This is a genomic window from Alistipes sp. Marseille-P2263 (assembly GCF_018101075.1).
GTDB lineage: Bacteria > Bacteroidota > Bacteroidia > Bacteroidales > Rikenellaceae > Alistipes > Alistipes dispar.
This window is the reverse complement of sequence record NZ_JAGQEJ010000013.1, coordinates 1-17,877: the sequence shown is the minus strand read 5'-3', so window position 1 is coordinate 17,877 and position 17,877 is coordinate 1. Positions and strand designations below refer to the sequence as shown.

The 17,877-nt window shown below is 62.4% G+C and carries 13 protein-coding genes; 9 read left to right on the top strand and 4 right to left on the bottom strand.

From position 1 onward, the window contains the following. Positions 1–27 precede the first annotated feature (27 nt). From KB554_RS12840 to KB554_RS12825, 4 genes are all read left to right on the top strand, one after another. Positions 28–2,562 (top strand): hypothetical protein, encoded by a 2,535-nt coding sequence (locus tag KB554_RS12840; protein ID WP_211036430.1) that lies wholly within the window; start codon positions 28–30, stop codon positions 2,560–2,562. A 97-nt stretch (positions 2,563–2,659) separates the two neighbouring features. After that, positions 2,660–4,648: a S8 family serine peptidase gene (locus KB554_RS12835; RefSeq protein WP_211036429.1), complete on the top strand. Its 1,989-nt coding sequence runs from the start codon at positions 2,660–2,662 to the stop codon at positions 4,646–4,648. A 14-nt stretch (positions 4,649–4,662) separates the two neighbouring features. After that, complete coding sequence (locus KB554_RS12830) at positions 4,663–5,127, top strand: lipocalin family protein (RefSeq protein WP_211036428.1); 465 nt, start codon at positions 4,663–4,665, stop codon at positions 5,125–5,127. A 181-nt stretch (positions 5,128–5,308) separates the two neighbouring features. Beyond that, the gene (locus KB554_RS12825; protein ID WP_211036427.1) at positions 5,309–7,417 is read left to right on the top strand and encodes a hypothetical protein; all 2,109 of its coding nucleotides are present in this window, start codon (positions 5,309–5,311) and stop codon (positions 7,415–7,417) included. A gap of 358 nt (positions 7,418–7,775) precedes the next feature. Here the strand turns inward: KB554_RS12825 and KB554_RS12820 are convergent, their stop codons facing one another. The 4 genes from KB554_RS12820 to KB554_RS12805 are packed head-to-tail and all read right to left on the bottom strand — an operon-like array spanning position 7,776 to position 12,415. Next, positions 7,776–8,612 carry an alpha/beta hydrolase family protein gene (locus KB554_RS12820; RefSeq protein ID WP_211036425.1) on the bottom strand — a complete coding sequence of 279 codons (837 nt, stop codon included), beginning with the start codon at positions 8,610–8,612 and terminating at the stop codon, positions 7,776–7,778. Between the two features lie 24 nt (positions 8,613–8,636). Then, positions 8,637–9,836 carry a class I SAM-dependent rRNA methyltransferase gene (locus KB554_RS12815; RefSeq protein ID WP_141427744.1) on the bottom strand — a complete coding sequence of 400 codons (1,200 nt, stop codon included), beginning with the start codon at positions 9,834–9,836 and terminating at the stop codon, positions 8,637–8,639. Then, entirely contained in the window at positions 9,833–10,441 is a 609-nt protein-coding gene (locus KB554_RS12810; protein ID WP_141427743.1) for a 3'-5' exonuclease, read from the bottom strand. Before KB554_RS12810 ends, KB554_RS12815 begins: the two co-directional genes overlap by 4 nt. A gap of 21 nt (positions 10,442–10,462) precedes the next feature. Further along, positions 10,463–12,415: an ATP-dependent DNA helicase RecQ gene (locus tag KB554_RS12805; RefSeq protein ID WP_211036423.1), complete on the bottom strand. Its 1,953-nt coding sequence runs from the start codon at positions 12,413–12,415 to the stop codon at positions 10,463–10,465. 88 nt (positions 12,416–12,503) lie between these two features. Here KB554_RS12805 and KB554_RS12800 point away from each other — a divergent pair, with 88 nt between their 5' ends. The 5 genes from KB554_RS12800 (at position 12,504) to KB554_RS12780 (ending at position 17,582) form a co-directional block, all read left to right on the top strand. Beyond that, a complete protein-coding gene (locus KB554_RS12800) occupies positions 12,504–12,923 on the top strand; it encodes a hypothetical protein (RefSeq protein WP_211036421.1) in 420 nt (139 codons plus the stop codon). Between the two features lie 141 nt (positions 12,924–13,064). Then, complete coding sequence (locus tag KB554_RS12795; RefSeq protein ID WP_211036420.1) at positions 13,065–13,493, top strand: transcriptional repressor; 429 nt, start codon at positions 13,065–13,067, stop codon at positions 13,491–13,493. A gap of 86 nt (positions 13,494–13,579) precedes the next feature. Beyond that, positions 13,580–15,919 (top strand): TonB-dependent receptor, encoded by a 2,340-nt coding sequence (locus KB554_RS12790; protein ID WP_211036419.1) that lies wholly within the window; start codon positions 13,580–13,582, stop codon positions 15,917–15,919. Between the two features lie 93 nt (positions 15,920–16,012). Continuing rightward, positions 16,013–16,330 (top strand): heavy-metal-associated domain-containing protein, encoded by a 318-nt coding sequence (locus tag KB554_RS12785; RefSeq protein ID WP_141427738.1) that lies wholly within the window; start codon positions 16,013–16,015, stop codon positions 16,328–16,330. 715 nt (positions 16,331–17,045) lie between these two features. After that, on the top strand, positions 17,046–17,582 hold the full coding sequence (locus KB554_RS12780; protein ID WP_211036418.1) for a UpxY family transcription antiterminator: 537 nt from the start codon (positions 17,046–17,048) through the stop codon (positions 17,580–17,582). The last annotated feature ends 295 nt before the right edge of the window (positions 17,583–17,877 follow it).

The window sequence follows — 17,877 nt, the reverse complement described above, 5'->3', positions numbered from 1 at the left end:
AGCTGTCAAATTTAAAAGCAAATTACCGTGAAGACATTCAAGCATATATTACCGTTCCTGCTGGCTCTTTTCGTTCTGGCCGGCTGCAAGGACGATGTGAACTATACCCGGGGAACCGCGGAGGATCCCGACTGCTACGGTGTCTATTTCCCGAAGAAGCAGTCTGCGCGGACCGATCTGGAGTTCGAACCGGGCGCCCAGACCGAGGCGACCTATACGGTCAAACGGCGCAACACCGTGGATCCGATCGTCGTTCCGGTCGTCGTGAAGGCCAACGTCGAGGATATTTTCGTCGTCGAGCCGATCGTGTTCGATGCCGGCGAGGAGGAGACGACCTTTACGGTCAGCTTCCCCAATGCCCGAATGGGCACGACTTACACCTGCGACATCGACATCGAGGATCCGCGCTACGCCTCGGTTTACGGTCCCGACAAGGTGACCCTCTCGATATCGCTCGTGCTGGCCAAATGGGAGCTGGTCACCGACGAAAAGACCGGCGCAACCAAAGGCCGCTACCGCGACGACATTCTGGGCAACTTCGCTTCGATAGACAATCCCAATGCCAATCCGAACCCCGAAATCGAACTCGAAATCTACGAGCGTTCGGACAAGAAGGGCTATTACCGCATGAAGGCCTACACGCCGGAGCTGATGAACATCTTCGCCGGAGGACAGGTAAGTCACGAGAACCGCGGAGTCTGGACCTATGTCGATGCTTCGGATCCGAACAAGGTCTATTTTCCCTACCAGTCAACCGGCCTGACCCTCTTTGCCGAGATGGGCGAGTGGTACATCGCATCGCAGACGCCGGAGAATTTCGCCATGGACGAGTCGGCCGGACAATATGGCACGCTCAAGAACGGCGTGATTACCTTCCCGGCGCAGGGTATCGTACTCGAACCGAGCGAAGGCGAATATGCCGGTAAATTCTTCTACGCCAACGCCAACGGCTTGCAGCGGATCATGCTTCCCGGAGCCAGGGTTTACGACTACTCGGTGACCCTCACCAAAGGCGAACCCGCGGACGGAGTCGTCGAAATCGGCGCCACCCTCTCCGAGGACACCCGGGAGTTCCGCTATGCGATCTTCACGGGCAGTCTGAGCGACGGCGAGGCGAGCCTCAAGGCACAGGAGATGGCCGACGGCAAGATCGCCGCGGAACTCATCAGGACGATCACCGCTTCGGGAACGATTTCCGTGCAGGATCTGGAAGGCGGCACGGGCAAGTACACGCTCGTAGGCTGCATCTACGGTTCGGACGGGGAGGCGAATCCGGAGGGCGGCGAAACGGCGTCGCAGAATCTGAAAATGCAGGGCTACGCCTCCATTCCGTTCGGATATGTCGCCAAGGGCGACGAGGTTTCCGTCATCCTCAGCATCGGGCTCGAAGCCACGAACGAATTCGCGGGACAGGGCATTACGACGGACAATGCGGCGAAATTCTGGGCCTACGGCGAGGAGATCGAATCCGTCAAGTACGGAGTCTTCAAGACGGACGCCATCCAGGGACTGGACATGACGGCTTTCCTCCAGCAGATGGGCAAGGATTTCACCAAAGAGCAGCTCGATGCCATCAACGGCGGACATTACAGCATCATGCTCACGGGGCTGAACGGCGACACGGAGTACACGTTCGCCGGACTGGCCAACAACGGGTATGTCAGCGAACTCTTCACGGCGTCCATCCGGACCACCGGCAAATACAACCCGGGCCTGGAGAGCGAGTTCCTCTACTCGGACTTCCTGCCGCAGGACGAGCAGCCCTCGAAGGAGTACCTGATTTCGACCGAATGGAACTATTATGCCATCAACGTCATGGACGAGAAGCAGATGCGCCGGAAGATCGGCACGGTGACCATCGAAGACGATCCGACGGAAGACAGTTCGGTCGATCTGCTGACCATTACGGGCCTTACCGGTCTCACGTTCGACGAAGGCGGCCAGATCCCGGCGGTTTACGTTCCGGCCTCGGCTCCGCTCGCAGGCATAACCGGCGCCATCTCTCCGATGCTTTCGCAGGATCCGATCGGTGTCATCAACGGCGAGGACATCATCTCCGGCTGCGTCTCGGAGGAGAACCCCGAAGCCCTCTATGCGGTCAATTATCCGTTCATCGGAGGCGCCGTGGCCGACGGTTACATCTATTTCGTGCCCACCCCGAACTATGTCGAGCAGGGGGCCACGTTCCGTTATCTATATACATTGAGTACGACGACCCCCTATTCGATCCTTACGGACATGCTGCTCGTCGATCCCGCCAAGGATATGGGCGGCATTCCCGAACTGGCCGCAGAGCGGATCGCAGAACTGCGTCGGATGGCCGCAGAGCTCCGGCAGCCGCGGAATTGCGTCGAACGGCTCGAATTCTCCGTTTCCGCAGGACGCGGCTCCGTCAAAACCGTGCCGACCGACTGTGCGAAAGGATTTCTGCCCGCATCGGCTCCCGAAGCGAAAGCCGTAAGGGCTGCGGTCGGATTCAGCGATGCCGTGCGGCGCGCGGACGGTTCGGGGTCGGAACTCCGGTTCCGGAAAACGGCCGCTGCCGAAGTCACGCTCAAGTAATATCGGATCGGGAGAGGCCGGTCGTCCGGCAAGTGCCGGCCTCTCCCTTTTTTCCAAGCCAGAAACAACCTGCCGGACTCAAAAATCAGCATGATATATGCATAACAAAACGAAACTCCTGATTTTCGCCTCCCTGCTGCTGGCCGCCTGCTCGACGGACCCCATGCAGGAGATACCGAACCGCGGGGATTCCGCTCCCGAAATCGAGACTTCGGGCAAAATCTGCAATACGTCGGACGACGCCGTGGCCGGTTCGCTCATCGTAAAATTCGGCGAAGAAGCCGTTTCCGGTCTCGAACAGTACGCACTGAATGCGGCCGGGACCCGTTCGGCGCTGACCCGTTCGGGCATCGCATCCGTCGATGAGATCCTGACCGACCTGCACGTCACCTCGCTGGAGCGCGTCTTCCCCGAAGCCGGCGAACACGAGGCCCGCACCCGTGCGGCAGGGCTTCACAGATGGTATGTGCTCCGGTTCGCAGCGGAGGAGGACCTCGACAAGGCGGCCGAAAGACTCGCGGGTGTCGCCGAAATCTCGAAAGTGCAGTTCCGCACCCGTCTCTACCGGGCTTCCGACTGCAAGACCTATCCGTTCCACGCGACGGCGGGCGACCGGACCCGTGCCCTGGTCACGGCGGATTTCAACGACCCGAATCTTTTCTGGCAGTGGCATTACATCAACAATGCCGACCAGGCCGTCGCCACGACATCGGTGGCCGGAGCCGACATCCATGTGGCCGACGCATGGAAGCTCACGGCAGGCAATCCCGAAGTCATCGTCGCCATCGTGGACGAAGGGGTGAAATACACCCATCCGGATCTGGCGGCCAACATGTGGACCAATCCGAACCCTTCGCCCGAATACAACAGCCAGGACATTCACGGATGGAACTTCGCTGCCGACGGTCCCGTTTCATGGGACCGGAAGGGCGATTCGGGCCACGGAACGCACGTTGCGGGCACGGTGGCCGCCGTCAATAACAACGGCATCGGCGTCTGCGGCGTGGCCGGAGGTACGGGCAACGGAGACGGCGTGCGTCTGATGTCGTGCCAGATCTTCTCGGGCGACCAGACGGGCGACGCCCTCGTGTCGAGCCGCGCCATAAAATACGCCGCGGATCACGGCGCCTCCATCCTCCAGTGCTCGTGGGGCGTCAAGGCGGGAATATACACGTCGGACAACATGTTCATCAAGGGATCGCCGATGGACTACGAGGCGCTCCAGTACTTCGCCGCCCAGAAGAACTGCGAGGCCCTCGACGGCGGACTGATCGTTTTTTCCGCCGGCAACGAATCGACGGCCATGTCCGGCTATCCGGCGGGTTATCGTGATTATATCTCCGTCACCTCGTTTTCGCCCGACTACCTGCCGGCCAACTACACCAACTACGGTCCCGGCTGCAATATCGCGGCCCCCGGCGGCGAAACGAGCGGTCTGAGCGGCGGCGAGAAGGCCGGCGTACTCTCGACGCTCTGCTCCGAAACGAGCAACGGGGCGGATTACGGCTACATGCAGGGAACCTCGATGGCCTGCCCGCACGTCTCGGGCGTCGCCGCACTCGGCCTCTCCTATGCCTTGGAGAAGGGGAAGAAATTCTCTCTCGACGAGTTCAAGACCATGCTGCTCACCTCGGTCAATGAAATCGACTCCCGGCTGGGCGAAGGCTCGAAGGCCACGATCGCCGACGTGTCGATTTACCGCGGCAAAATGGGCACCGGCATTACCGACGCCTATCAGTTGCTCATGCAGATCGAGGGAACGCCCTGTCTGCGGGTCGCAGTGGGCGAGGTGCAGCTCATTCCGCTGACGCAGCATTTCGGACAGGGGGCCGAAGACCTCACCTACACCGATATCCGGATGTCGGCCAAGGATATGGAAAAGCTCGGCATCAAGGCGGCTCCCAAAATGTATAATGGAAAACTGATGATCAAATGCACGAAACCCGGATCGGCCAAAATCAAGGTTTCGGCGATAGCCGGCGGCACGAAACCCGGAACGGGCGTGGTGATGGGCGGCATGGTCGTCACCAAGGAATTCGCCGTCATCGCCCGTTCGGCCGGCGCAGCAAACGGAGGTTGGTTATAAAAACAGTGCTTGCAATGAAAAAACATCTTTATCATCTGCTCGTTTTCTCCCTGCTCGGCATCTTCGCCGCAAGCTGCTCGGATGACGACGACGCCCCCAACATTCAGTCGGAAATCGTAGGCGAATGGCGCCTCACTTCCTGGTCGGAGAGTGCTCCCGAAGGATTCGAGGTATATGTCGAATTCACTTCGGCATCGACGTTCGGACTTTACCAGAAGGTCGAAACGTCGGACTACACCAGATACACCGGGCGTTATTCGATCGACGGAGCCCGGCTGACCGGAGTGTACGACGACGGCGAGAGCTGGGGCAGCGGTTACGATTTCGAACTGACGAATGACGGGAACACCCTGACGATGACCGCCCGGACCGAGCCGGCCGAAACCAGCGTATATTCCCGGACGACGATTCCGGACGACGTGCGCGATGCCCGGACGTCCCGTGCCGGCTCTTCGCCGGAAATGAAGCGGATGCTGTAACTCGCCGCATCCGTCCTCTCCGCGAAATCCGTTCTGCGACCGGAACCGTTTTTCGGATCGCCTTGTGCCGTGACCGGTCGGATAACCGGAACGGCATGATGTCCTGCATGAAGCGATGCGAATGATTCGGCCGCGGAACGGATTTTTTCCAACCCGATTGCCATCTTAAAAACCTACGTCCATGAAAAACTCGTATTTCAAAGCCTTGTCCGGCCTTTTCGCCTTGTGCGCCCTGCTCGTCGGGGGAGGGTGTGACGACAGCGACTCCGAAGTGAATGAAAAGCCGTACGCCATTTCCGTATCCCAGAACGAAATGGCGGCGTATTACAGGATCACCGCTCCGACAGCCGCCGGAGCCGGAGAGACGGTATCCGTCGAGGTCGAAGTCACCAGCGAAAACCATTACCTGAAGTTCGTCTCCGCGAACGGCGTGGCCTGCGAGCAGGTTGCCGGCGACACCCGGGGCGGTACGTTCGAATTCGTCATGCCCGAACGGGACGTCACGTTAGGAGTCATTATCCAGGAGTTCAAGCCCGAAGAGTACCCGATCAACGCCCCCGTTTCGCAAGAATATACCGTCGCCGTCGCCAAAACGGCCGTAGCGGGCGAAGTCGTGGACGTCGAAATCGTCGTGACGAACGGCATGTTCGCCGTTTCGGCCTGTCTGTTCAACGACACTCCCTGCGAACTGGTCTCCAGTGGGACCGTCACCTGGAAATACCGTTTCACGATGCCGGCCGAGGAGGTGACGCTCACGGTGGCGACCGATCTGGAAAGACACCTCATCTCGCTCAAACAGGGTGAACACACCAGTCTCCGGATGCTCAACTGTTGCGACGACTGGGAGGCGGTTCCCCCGGTATTCGACGAATGTATGTACGGCATAGTCAAATTCATGTGGAGCGCGGACCTGGGTTATGACGGTCAGGTGAAGATCACGGGACAGACCACGGGAAACAATATCGAGTACACGTATCAGACCGACGATCCGGATATGGGCGAATGTTGGTCCTGCGTCATGCCGGACGAGCCGATTCTGATCGAAACGTCCGCCGTCGAGAAAACCGACTACGTCGGCAAGCCGTTCGTCGGAGCATACAAAGGTTTCCAGCTTACGGCTTCCAAGACACAGGTTATCCGGGGCAACTCGTCGGAATTCTCGATGGAACTGAAGACGAATACCTCGTATTTCGTAAAATCGACGGATGCCAACCGCTTCGATTTCGACGGCTGCTACGAATTCGACGAAGCGAAAAACCGCTTCGAATATCTCGCAGAGTTCAGCGACGACGGCTACGGAGAAATGGATTTCGGAGCCGGCGGCAGCTGGTTCGAAGGCGGCGACGCGTTCGTGTATATCAACGACCTGATAGACGACAAGCCCGACAATGTCAAATACTATTTCACGAGTACCGCCGACTTCGAATTCGTCAGTGCGGCGAGCGATTCGTACGGCTCCCGTTACCTGATCGAACTGAACAGGGCCGGTGCGAAAAGCTGGTACTATGTCGAGCGTGGGACCCGGAGCGCCCGGCCGGTCGATCTGGAATTCGAGAAGGGGGCGAGCATCGGTGAAAATTCGGAGGCGACGGTTTCCGACGAGACCGCCGCATTGTTCCGCTATTCGTACGATCCGGAGACCGGAATCCCCGTCTTCACCCTGCGCGGCAAAGAGGCGGGGACTTACAGGCCCGGAAGCGGCAGCGGACCGGAACTCACGCTCGACGGATTCGGACACGCCGTCTATGGCGATGCGGAAGGCGCTTACACGCTTCAGGGATCGGTCGTCGCCTTCGTCTCCGGGGCGGAACGGAGCGAGTTTGCGATCGACATGCAAAAGATGACCTATTCGGCGGTTTCATCCGGCGTATGGGACGGTCCCAGCGTATTTTCCGCCTCGTTCGACAAGGATTCGGCAATAGCGATCTTCGGCAATGAGCCGACCAAAGGTTCCGTTACGATCCGGCTCGACTCGGATTTCAGCGGGAACGAAAAGCAGGGATATGTGAAATTCAAGGCTACGGTTTACGATACCGTCTGGTTCAGGGATACGGACGTGACGGACGAAGCGTGCGTATATACCTACGACCCGGCGACCCGGACCCTGCTGATCTCTCAGGTGCTCGTCGGCACGGCAGACGGACGCGGAACGGAGCGCATCGACCTGCGTTTCGGGGTGTCGGACGACAAGCGGGAGCTGACCTGCGGGGAGGATATCCTGCTCCGCGCGATTTCGGGAGGCGACCGGACTTACATCAAGTTGAATGGCCTGCGGCTGAAAAGCGAATGACGGGTCAAATCATTGCCGGTCCCGGCTGTTCCCGGTGCATGCCGGGCCGATGACCGATTTCGAGTGAAAGAGTTCTTGCCGATGCGTTGAAACAAATGAACGCACGGCGGGATGGTAGAATTGAGCGAAGCGTAGCGAATTAGCCGATACGGCTTTCGCTGCGCTTCGGTTTTCTACGGGACGGAGCCCGTGTGAAACGACATGAAGCCGGACTGCGCAGGGACCCGGTCGCCCGGAGAATTCGCGTGCGGAGAAGAAATGCCGCCCGCGGGAGGGGCGGCATGTGTGACCCGGACCCTCATCCGGACCCGCTCCGGGGCGATTGCCCGGGTTTGCGAGGGGGGCTTTCCGACGGGATCTATTCGGCGAAGCCGACCGAAACGAAGGCGAGGATGTCGTGCAGTGCGGTCTGCCAGTAGCGCCACGTGTGGCCGCCGTCGCGCATCCGGTATTGCAGCGGGATGTCGCGCAGGCGCATGGCCTCGTAGAAGTGGATGTTGGCCAGGGCCAGGAAGTCGTCGTCGCCGCAGTCCACCCACCAGCGGACGGTGCGCTGCGCGGCGGCCTCCGCGTCGGAGAGGTCGCGGACTATCTGCACGGGGTTGTTCTCGGCCACCGAACGGCGGAAGGCGTTCTCGCCCGGGTCGCCGTAGGCTTCCAGAAGGCCGCTCATCGGGCAGGCCGAGCCGAAGAGCTCGGGGTGGCGCAGGGCATAGACCGCCGTGCCGCCGCCTCCCATCGAGAGGCCCGAGATGGCGCGGCGGGCCTTGTCGCCGCAGATGCGGTAGCGCCGTTCGACGGCCGGGACGAACTCCTCGAAGAAGAAGCGTTCGTAGGGCCAGCCCGGGACGTCGAAGTATCCCATGCGGTCGCCCGTGTAGTTCTCGCCCGTGCCCGAGGCGTCGGGCATGACGACGATCATCGGGAGCGCCGTGCCGGCGGCGATGGCCTCGTCGGCGATCTGGCGCATGTTGCCCTTTTCGGCCCAGTCGCCGTGGTAGCCGCTGGCGCCGTGCAGCAGGTAGAGCACCGGATAGCTCCGCCCCGAGTCGTCGTAGCCGGCGGGCAGATAGACCGAGCAGGTCTTTTCGGCGCCGAGCAGGGCGCTGCGGAAGGTGAAGGTTTCGATGCGGCTCTGGGCCGTGGCGGCGCAGGCTGCGATGCAGGCCGCGAGGAGGGTGAGCAGTCGTTTCATGGTCGGTGACGGTTTGGGAACGGGTTATTCGACATAGAGCACCAGCCCCTTGAGGTACTCCCCTTCGGGGTGGTAGATGTTGATCGGATGGTCGGCCGGCTGCGTGAGCTGGTGCAGGATGCGCACGCGGCGGCCGGCGATCGCGGCGGCCGAGAAGACCGTCGTGCGGAACAGCTCCTTCGACACGGCCTGCGAGCAGGAGAAGGTGAAGAGGATCCCGCCGGGGCGGATCTGCGACAGCGCCCGGGCGTTGAGCCGCTTGTAACCCTGCATGGCGTTGCCCAGCACCTTGTGGTGTTTGGCGAAGGCCGGCGGGTCGAGGATGATCAGGTCGTAGCGGTCGCCGATGTCGCGCAGGTACTCCACGGCGTCGGCCGCGACTTCGCTGTGGGGGGCATCCGGACCGAAATTCAGCCGCATGTTCTCCGTGGCCAGCGCCACGGCCCGCTCCGAGGAGTCCACCGAGCAGACTTCGCGCGCCCCGCCCGAGAGGGCGTAGACCGAGAAGCCGCCCGTATAGCAGAAGGTGTTGAGTACGGTGCGCCCCCGGGCGTAACGCTTCACCAGCTCGCGGTTTTCGCGCTGGTCGAGGAAGAAGCCCGTTTTCTGCCCCTTCTCCCAGTTCACCCAGAACTTCTCGCCGTTTTCGAGCACCACCTGCGAGGCATGGTCCGACGTGCCCCAGAGGTATCCGTCCACGGCTCCGAGGTCGGCCTTGAAGGGGAGCGTCTGCGACGACTTGTCGTAGATGGCCGTGATGCGGTCGCCGTAGGCGGCGCGGATCGCCCCGGCGATCTGCTGCCGCGAGCGGTACATGCCCACCGAATGGCACTGGACGACGGCCGTGGAGCCGTAGATGTCCACCACCAGCCCCGGAAGCGAATCCCCCTCGCCGTGGACGAGGCGGTAGCAGGTCGTCGAGGGATCGTCGGTGAGCGCGAGCGTGCGCCGCACGTCGAGGGCCACGCGGAGGCGGCGGTTCCACCACGCCTGGTCGATCTCCTCGCGCTCGAACGAGAGGACGCGCACGGCGATCGAACCGATCTGGTAGTGTCCCCGGGCGATGAAGGCGCCCTTGTGGTCGAAGACCTCGACCAGCGCCCCTTCGGCGATTTCGGACTCCTCCTCGGCCTTGATGTAGTCGATGGCTCCGGAGAAGATCCACGGATGACGGCGCAGGAGCGACTCCTCCTTGCCCCGCCGCAGGTAGATTTGCGGTATCATTTGCGAATCGTTTTTTTCGGTGTGCGCAGCAGCCGCTCGTAGATGCGCGTGCAGACCCATGCGTCGGTGGCGGCGTAGAGACGCTGCTTGTCGGTGAGCGTCGCGGCCTCCCAGTTGCTCAGCCGCTGCGCCTTCGAGACGCGCTGCCCGAGCACGATGGCCGAGAGTTTGCGCAGGCTCTTCTCCTCGATGCCCCACTGGGGCGCGATCGTTTGCAGGTCGATGAACCCGCCGTCGCGGAAATGGCGTATCTGGCGCAGCGAGCGCAGGTCGCCCGCCACGTCGGCGCCGATCTTGAGCACCTCGCGGCTCTCGAGCAGGCGGAGGATCGCCCGGTCGAACGGAATCCGGTTGAGCCGGAACAGGTAGCAGACCTCCGGGGAGGAGAGTTGCAGCAGCGAGACGCGGAAGGTCACCCCCTGGCGGAACGACGGGCGCGTCTCGGTGTCGAAGCCCAGCACGGGCTGGGCGGCGAGGTATTTGCAGGCGGCGGCGATATCGCGCTCCTGCTCGACGACGCGGATTTCGCCGCGGAACTCGATGGCCGGCAGCAGGGCGGTCTGTTCGTTGCTGATCTTGTCTATGAAGTCGTTTCTGGTAGTCATTCGACGGATGTTCCCGCAAAATTACTCATTAATTTTCAATATTCCCGTTTTGTCGGCTGCGATTTTGCCCCTTTCGAGCAATTCGCGCAGGAGGCGCGTCAGCCGTCCGGGGTCGCAGGCCGTTTCGGTGGCCAGCGTATGCGGGTCGGCCGGGGATGCGGCCAGGCGGCGCAGAAGCTCCTCCGCGAGGGCCTCGTCGTCGGGAGCGGCGGCGGGGGAGACGCCGGCATCCGCGTCCCGGGCGGCCTTCGCGGCCCGTTTGCGCGCGAGGCAGATGTCGCAGACGCCGCACGGCGCGGGGTCGTCGGCCCCGAAGTAGGATTCGAGCACCGCGCTGCGGCAGCGCTCGCCGTTGGCGGCGTAGGCGACCATGCGCTCGAAGCGTTCGCGCATGAGCTGCTGCCTTCGGAGGTAGGTCTCGGGAGCGATGTAGAGGTCCTCGCGGGGCAGCCGTTCCTCGTTCAGGAAGAGGATCGGCGAGCGGTTCGAGGGGATGTAGCGGATCACGCGCAGTTGCCAGAGCGTTTTGAGCAGCTCCCGGACCCGCTCGACGGTGTAGCCGCTCCACGTGGCCAGCTCCCCCTCGTCGATGGGACGGAACTCGGTGAAGACGCCGTTGTAGAGGCGCAGGATCGTGCGGATGAAGTGGTCCAGGTCGTCGCGCCGGACGCGGAGCTTGTAAAGCTCGTCCCGGCTGATGCAGAAGAGGATGCGCGCCGGGTTGTCCTGTGCGTCGGTCAGCGTGAGGTAGCCGTTCTGCTGGAGGAGCTTCAGGGCTCCGGCGACGGTCCCCGACCAGAGGCGTTCGCGGGCGCAGAAGTCGTGGAGGTTGAACAGGTACGACGAGCCGCCGCCTTCGCCGATGCCCACGCGCAGGTAGGAGCAGACCCGCTCGTAGATCTCCTTGACGCGTTCCAGCGGCGGAAACTCCTGCTCGAAGCGGCGTGCGATGCGGTCGCTGTCGTCCGCCGCGACGAGCAGCAGCGCGTAGGCGCGGCGTCCGTCGCGGCCCGCGCGGCCCGCCTCCTGATAGTAGCTCTCGAGCGAGTCGCAGAGCGCGTAGTGGACCACGAAGCGCACGTCGGGCTTGTCGATGCCCATGCCGAAAGCGTTGGTGGCCACCATCACGCGGACCTTGTCCGCGAGCCACTCCTCCTGGCGCAGCGCCCGTTCGGCGTGGCCCAGCCCGCCGTGGTAGGCCGCGGCCGTGACACCCTGCCGGCGCAGCATGTCGGCGACCTGCTCGGTCCCTTCGCGCGTGCGCATATAGACGATGCCCGATCCCGGGACGTTCTGCACGAGCCGCAGCAGTTGCCCCTGCTTGTCGTCCGTGCGGCGGACGCTGTACGAGAGGTTGGGACGCGCGAAACTGCTGCGCAGGATGTGCGGCTCGGCGAAGCGCAGGTGGCGCATGATGTCCTCGGCGACGGGCTTCGTCGCCGAGGCCGTGAGCGCCAGCACCGGAACCCCCGGCAGCCGTTCGCGCAGCTCGGCGATGCGCAGGTAGGAGGGGCGGAAGTCGTAGCCCCACTGCGAGATGCAGTGGGCTTCGTCCACGGCCAGCAGCGAGACGTTCATCCGCACGACGCGCAGCCGGAACGCCTCCGTGGCGAGCCGTTCGGGGGCCACGTAGAGGAACTTCACGTCGCCATAGACGCAGTTGTCCAGCGCGATGTCGATCTGCCGCGGCGAGAGGCCCGAGTGGATCGCCACGGCGGGAATGCGCCGCGCGCGGAGCCGGTCCACCTGGTCCTTCATCAGGGCGATGAGCGGCGTGACGACGATGCACAGCCCCTCGCGGGCCATCGTCGGAACCTGGTAGGTGAGCGACTTGCCGCCTCCGGTGGGCATCAGCGCCAGCGTGTCGCGCCCCTCCATCGCCGCGCGGACGATCTGCTCCTGCACGGGGCGGAACGAGTCGAAGCCCCACCAGCGGCGCAGCACCTCGTGAATCCTCTCTTCGTGCGTTTCCATAGTACAAAGGTAGAAAAATTGGGCGGTTTCGGGAAATTTTTATACTTTTGCCTCCGACCCGCCCGTTTCTCCGGACGGGGAGGACCGAATGAAGGCAAGGAGGAGTCTCATAGCGCTGGCATTGCTCGCCGTCTATCTGCTGATGACGGCGGGGACGGCTGCGGCATCGCTTTCGTGCGAGTGCCTGGCGTCGCCGGTCCGCGCCGCGCACCTCTGCAACCACGGCTGCCCCGTCTCCGGGGCGGAACCGGTCGCCGACGGCATGTTCGGCGGCGTGTGCTGCGACGACCTCCATTCGACCGATATCGAACTTTATCTCTCCGCGTCGGACGACGCCGGGAAGTGCGTGCGCTGCGTCGTGACGGACCTGCCGCCCGCCCTGGCAGCGTGTCCGGAGCCGGCGGATATGCAGGCGCTGCGGCCCGTTGCGGCCGAGCGTCGGACGCCCTTCGTGACGGACCCGGCTCTGCCGGCCGTCGGATTCCGGGCCCCTCCGGCCCGCGGATGACCGTCTCCGGGACGGTCGGGCCGGACACGCTTCCGGCCGTTCGCGCGAAACGGGCTCTCCGTTTCCCGAAATTCCCCGATTGTGAAATTTGACCCGGCGCACCGGACCGTTTCCGGGCGTCGGGACCGTAATGCGGATCCGATGGATACGAAACATTGCGAAGAGGTGCTGCTGCGCCACGGCATCCGTCCCACGGCGGTGCGGATGCTCGTGCTGGAGGCGACGGAGCGTTTCGAAGGGTCGTTCAGCCTGGCCGATCTGGAGGAGGCGACCGACGGGATCGACAAGTCGTCGATATTCCGCACGCTCGTGCTCTTCACGGAGCGCCACCTGCTGCATGTCATCGAGGACGGCAGCGGTTCGGCGAAGTACTGCGTGTGTCGTAACGACCACGCCTGCCGCCTCGGCGAGCTGCACTGCCACTTCCATTGCGAGGCGTGCGGGAAGACGTTCTGCCTGCCCGGCGAACACGTCCCCGCCGTGCGCTATCCGGCCGGATTCGAGGCGCGGGAAATCAACTACCTCATCAAGGGGCTGTGCCCCGAATGCAGGGCGAAGGTCCGGGGCTGAGGGCTCCCGGGACGGGGTGCGGAAGATTGCAACCCGGTTGCAGGGGCTTTTCCCTACCTTTGCCTGCGGAACGAAACCAAAAAGACATGAAACGATTCGTATATTTCGCGTTAAGCGCATTTTTCATCGCCGCGGGCGGCACGCTCCGGGCGCAGGACATACGGGGCGCGGTCCGCGATGCGGACGACCGGCCGCTGGCCGGGGCGTCGGTCTATTGGGCCGGAACGACCGTCGGCGCCTCGACCGATGCCGAAGGGGCCTTCCTGCTCCACCGCGTGAAGGGCTACGACCGTCTGGTGGCGTCGTATCTGGGTTACGTGAACGACACGCTCCGGATCGACGAGGCGGTGCAGCGGGCCGACTTCGCGCTCCGGGCCGAGGGCGTCGAGCTGGAGGGCGTCGTCGTCGAGGGCAACCTGAGCGGCAACTTCGTCAAGCGCGACGGCATCGTCAAGGGGGAGATGATCTCCTTCGCGGGCCTTTGCAAGATGGCCTGCTGCAATCTGGCGGAGTCGTTCGAGAACTCGGCCTCGGTGACCGTGGGTTACAGCGACGCCATCTCCGGCGCCCGGCAGATCAAGATGCTCGGACTGGCGGGGACCTACACGCAGATTCTCGACGAGAACCGTCCGATCATGCGGGGCCTGAGCGCCCCCTACGGGCTGAGCTATACGCCCGGCATGTGGCTCAATTCGATCCAGGTGTCGAAGGGCGTGGCGTCGGTGACGGCGGGACACGAGGCCATCACCGGGCAGATCAACCTCGAACACCGCAAGCCCACCGATTCGGAGCGGCTCTTCGTGAATCTCTATCTCGACGACGAGCTGCGCCCCGAGGCCAACGTATCGACGGCCTTTCCGGTGTCGCGGGACAAGAAACTCTCGAGCGTCGTCCTGCTGCACGGCTCGGGCGATACGGACGTGCGGAAGATGGACCACAACCACGACGGATTCCGCGACCTGCCCAGGTCGGCGCAGTTCAACGTGGCCAACAAGTGGCTCTATGCGGCCGACAACGGCACGCAGGTCCGCTGGGGCTGGAAATTCGTGCAGGAGAGCCGCCTCGGAGGCATGCTCGACTACCGGAACACCGACGCCATGCGCGAGGCGATGTTCCGCGACTGGGACTGGCAGACGGAGGGCACGCGGATGCCCCTCTACGGGTCGCATATCCGCAACCGCAACGCCAACGGCTATTTCAAGGTCGGAATGCCCGTGGGACCGTCGGTCTATGACGAGGCGGAGCAGGACGAGATGCGCTCGAACCTGGCCTTCGTGGCCGACTTCGACCATTTCGACGAGGAGGCCTATTTCGGGCTGAACGATTACAGCGGAAACCAGAATTCGCTGGCGCTCAATCTGATGTATAATCACTACTTCACCTACCGTTCGTCGCTCAACGTCGGCGTGCAGGCCCATCTGGACTACTACCGCGAGACGCTCGGCAACGATACGCCGTGGCTCGGCAGCGACCGTGCGTACGATTTCGGCCGCGACGAGGAGGAGGTCGGGGCCTATGCCGAATACACGTATGCCGTCCGGGACAAGTTCTCGGTGGTGGCGGGCCTCCGCGGCGACTACAACGCCTTCTACGACCGCTTCTTCCTCACGCCGCGCGGCCATGTGAAGTGGAACGTCACCCCTTCGACGACGCTCCGCGCCTCGGCCGGACTGGGCTACCGTTCGACGAACGTCATTACGGACAATATCGGCATGCTGGCCACGGGCCGCGAACTGGTGATTCCCGCGTTGGGCGATCTGGACCGGCTGGAGAAGGCCCTCACGCTGGGCGGCAGCCTCACGCAGACCTTCGGACTGGTGAATCCGGGCGACGCGACGCTGAGCTTCGACTACTTCCGCACGCAGTTCTGCAACTCGGTGGTGGTCGATCAGGAGTACGATGCGCAGACGATCCGGGTTTACGACAGCGACGGACGGTCGTTCACCGACACCTACCAGATTGACTTCTCGTGGACGCCCGTCGAGCGGCTCGACATTTTCGCCACGTTCCGCTACACGGACAGCCGCATGACGATCGACCGTCCGGACGGCACGACGGCCCGTGTCGAGCGGCCGCTGGTGAGCGAGTACAAGACGCTGCTCAATATCCAGTACGCCACGAAGTTCCGCCGCTGGGTGTTCGACGCCACGGCGCAGCTCAACGGTCCGGCGCGCATCCCGACGCAGACGGGCGATCTGGCCGACAGCCGCTATTCGCCACGCTATCCCATGTTCTATGCGCAGGTGAGCCGCAAGGTGGGCAAGTTCGACATTTACGTGGGCTGCGAGAATATCGCCGACTACCGGCAGGAGGACCCGATCCTCAATGCGGCGAATCCCTACGACTACAAGTTCAACTCGATGAATGTCTGGGGACCGCTCATGGGGCGCAAGTTCTACGCCGGCCTGCGGTTCAACCTCTATTGATCCGTCCCCGGCTCCGTCGCGGGAGTGTCTTCCCGACGGAGCCGGGGATACGGAGAAGCAACGATCCGAAAAACCCAAATAAAAAAGTGCGATATGAAAAAGTTAGTTTCGATCTGCCTTGCGCTCGTATTGTGCGCGGGGGCGTTCGCGGCCCCGGCATCCGCGAAGAAGGAGAAAAAGACCGTGACGACGGTGTTCGTGACCGACATCGAGTGCGACCACTGCGTGAAGAAGATCATGGACAACGTGCCGTCGCTGGGCAAAGGCATCAAGGACGTGCGGGTGGACCTCCCGAAAAAGGAGGTGACGGTGGTCTATGATGCGTCGAAGAACGACGATGCGAATATCGTCGAGGGCTTCGCTTCGCTTAAGGTGAAGGCCGAACCGAAAAAGGCCGGAACGGAGAAGTAGTTCCGGCGGCATCCGGATAACGACGGGCGGGACGTCTCTCTGGAAGGGGACGTCCCGCCCGTCGTTTCGGCGCAGCCGCATTTCGGCAGGTCATCCGGCCGGTTGTCCTGTCGGTCGGTTTGAGGCGTTCGTCCGGCGATCCGGTCGTTTCCGGTCGTCGGCTGTCCGGTTTCCGCGCGGGCGGCGTACCGTGCGGGGTGCCTCCGGGCGGGCGGTAGGGCGGGGCTCTCGCAGGAGGGCGCCGCATCCGTTTTGTCCGGATCTCCCGGGGGCGGTTCCGCCCTTCGGATCGGAGCGTCCGGTTTCCGTGCCGGTCGCTCCTCTGCTTCCTGTCGTCGGGGGGGGGCGTTTCCGGTCGGAGAGTGGAATTTACGGCCCGGTCCGTCTCCTTTCCGGGACGGGAAACGGGACTTTTCGGGTTTTTTCGGACATCGTTTCGTCAATCGCATATAAATAGTTGTATGTGTAATTGGATGATTATTAATATGTTAAAAATTAGGGGGGGGGATTTTCGGGGTAAAAAAGTGGCGAAAATTGGTTTCTTTCGAGAAATATGTTTACCTTTACACCCGAATCCTTCAGGATTCTTACATAGGGGACAGAGAATGGTGCTTTTGTATGGGAGAGGGTGTAATTGGCTGATTGATATGTATTTGTCTGTCAGTCGAGGAGCCAAAGGTATATCCGTATAGAAAAGCGCGCCAAGTTCGACGGCATGGGACAACCCGAACAGGAGAAGTGGTGGGCCATGAGCGCGGTATTCAACCGTTCGCTGAAAGCCAAAGACATACTGGACGCCGTCCGAGTCGAAAACTTCGTTCCGATGCGCAGCGTCGTCGAGGTCTGCGGTCGCCGCAGGGTCCGCAAGTCGGTCCCGGCGATTAGGAATCTGATCTTCGTCCGTACGACGCCGTCCAGCATCAGGGAGCTGAAATCCCGCTATCTGTTTTTGCAATACCTTACGCACCGGGTGGACGGACATACCGAGCCGATCGTCGTTCCCGACGAACAGATGCGTCATTTCATTGCCGTGGCGAGTTCCGACGACGAGCACCTGATCTATCTTCAGCCCGAAGAGGTCCGCTTCGGGGCCGGGGACCGCGTCCGCGTTCGCGGAGGTGTCTTCGAGGGCGTCGAAGGGGTGTTCGTGCGGGTCAAGGGCACGCGGGACAAACGCGTGGTGGTCATGCTCGAAGGGGTGGCCGCCGTGGCGCTCGTAACGCTTCCGGTGCAGTTGCTGGAAGCGCTCTGATCCCTTCCGCGATACGGTTTCGGGGCTTTCCGTAAAAAAGCCGCATTCCGATTTTTTTTGCGATCCGCCTTTCGTGTCGCCGGATGTCTCCGGTGCGGTCGTTTTTCGTGTCTTAATCCATACGGAAAAATTAATCGGGCATTGGCCATGGATACATTATATTTGGTAATCGGGGAGATTTTGTTGCCGTTTTCGTTGGGGTTGTTGTGCGTATGGTACGTCCATCCGTGGATGGTTCGTATCGCGGAGCTGAAGGACATCGTGGACGAGCCGTCGAGCCGGAAACTTCAGCGGC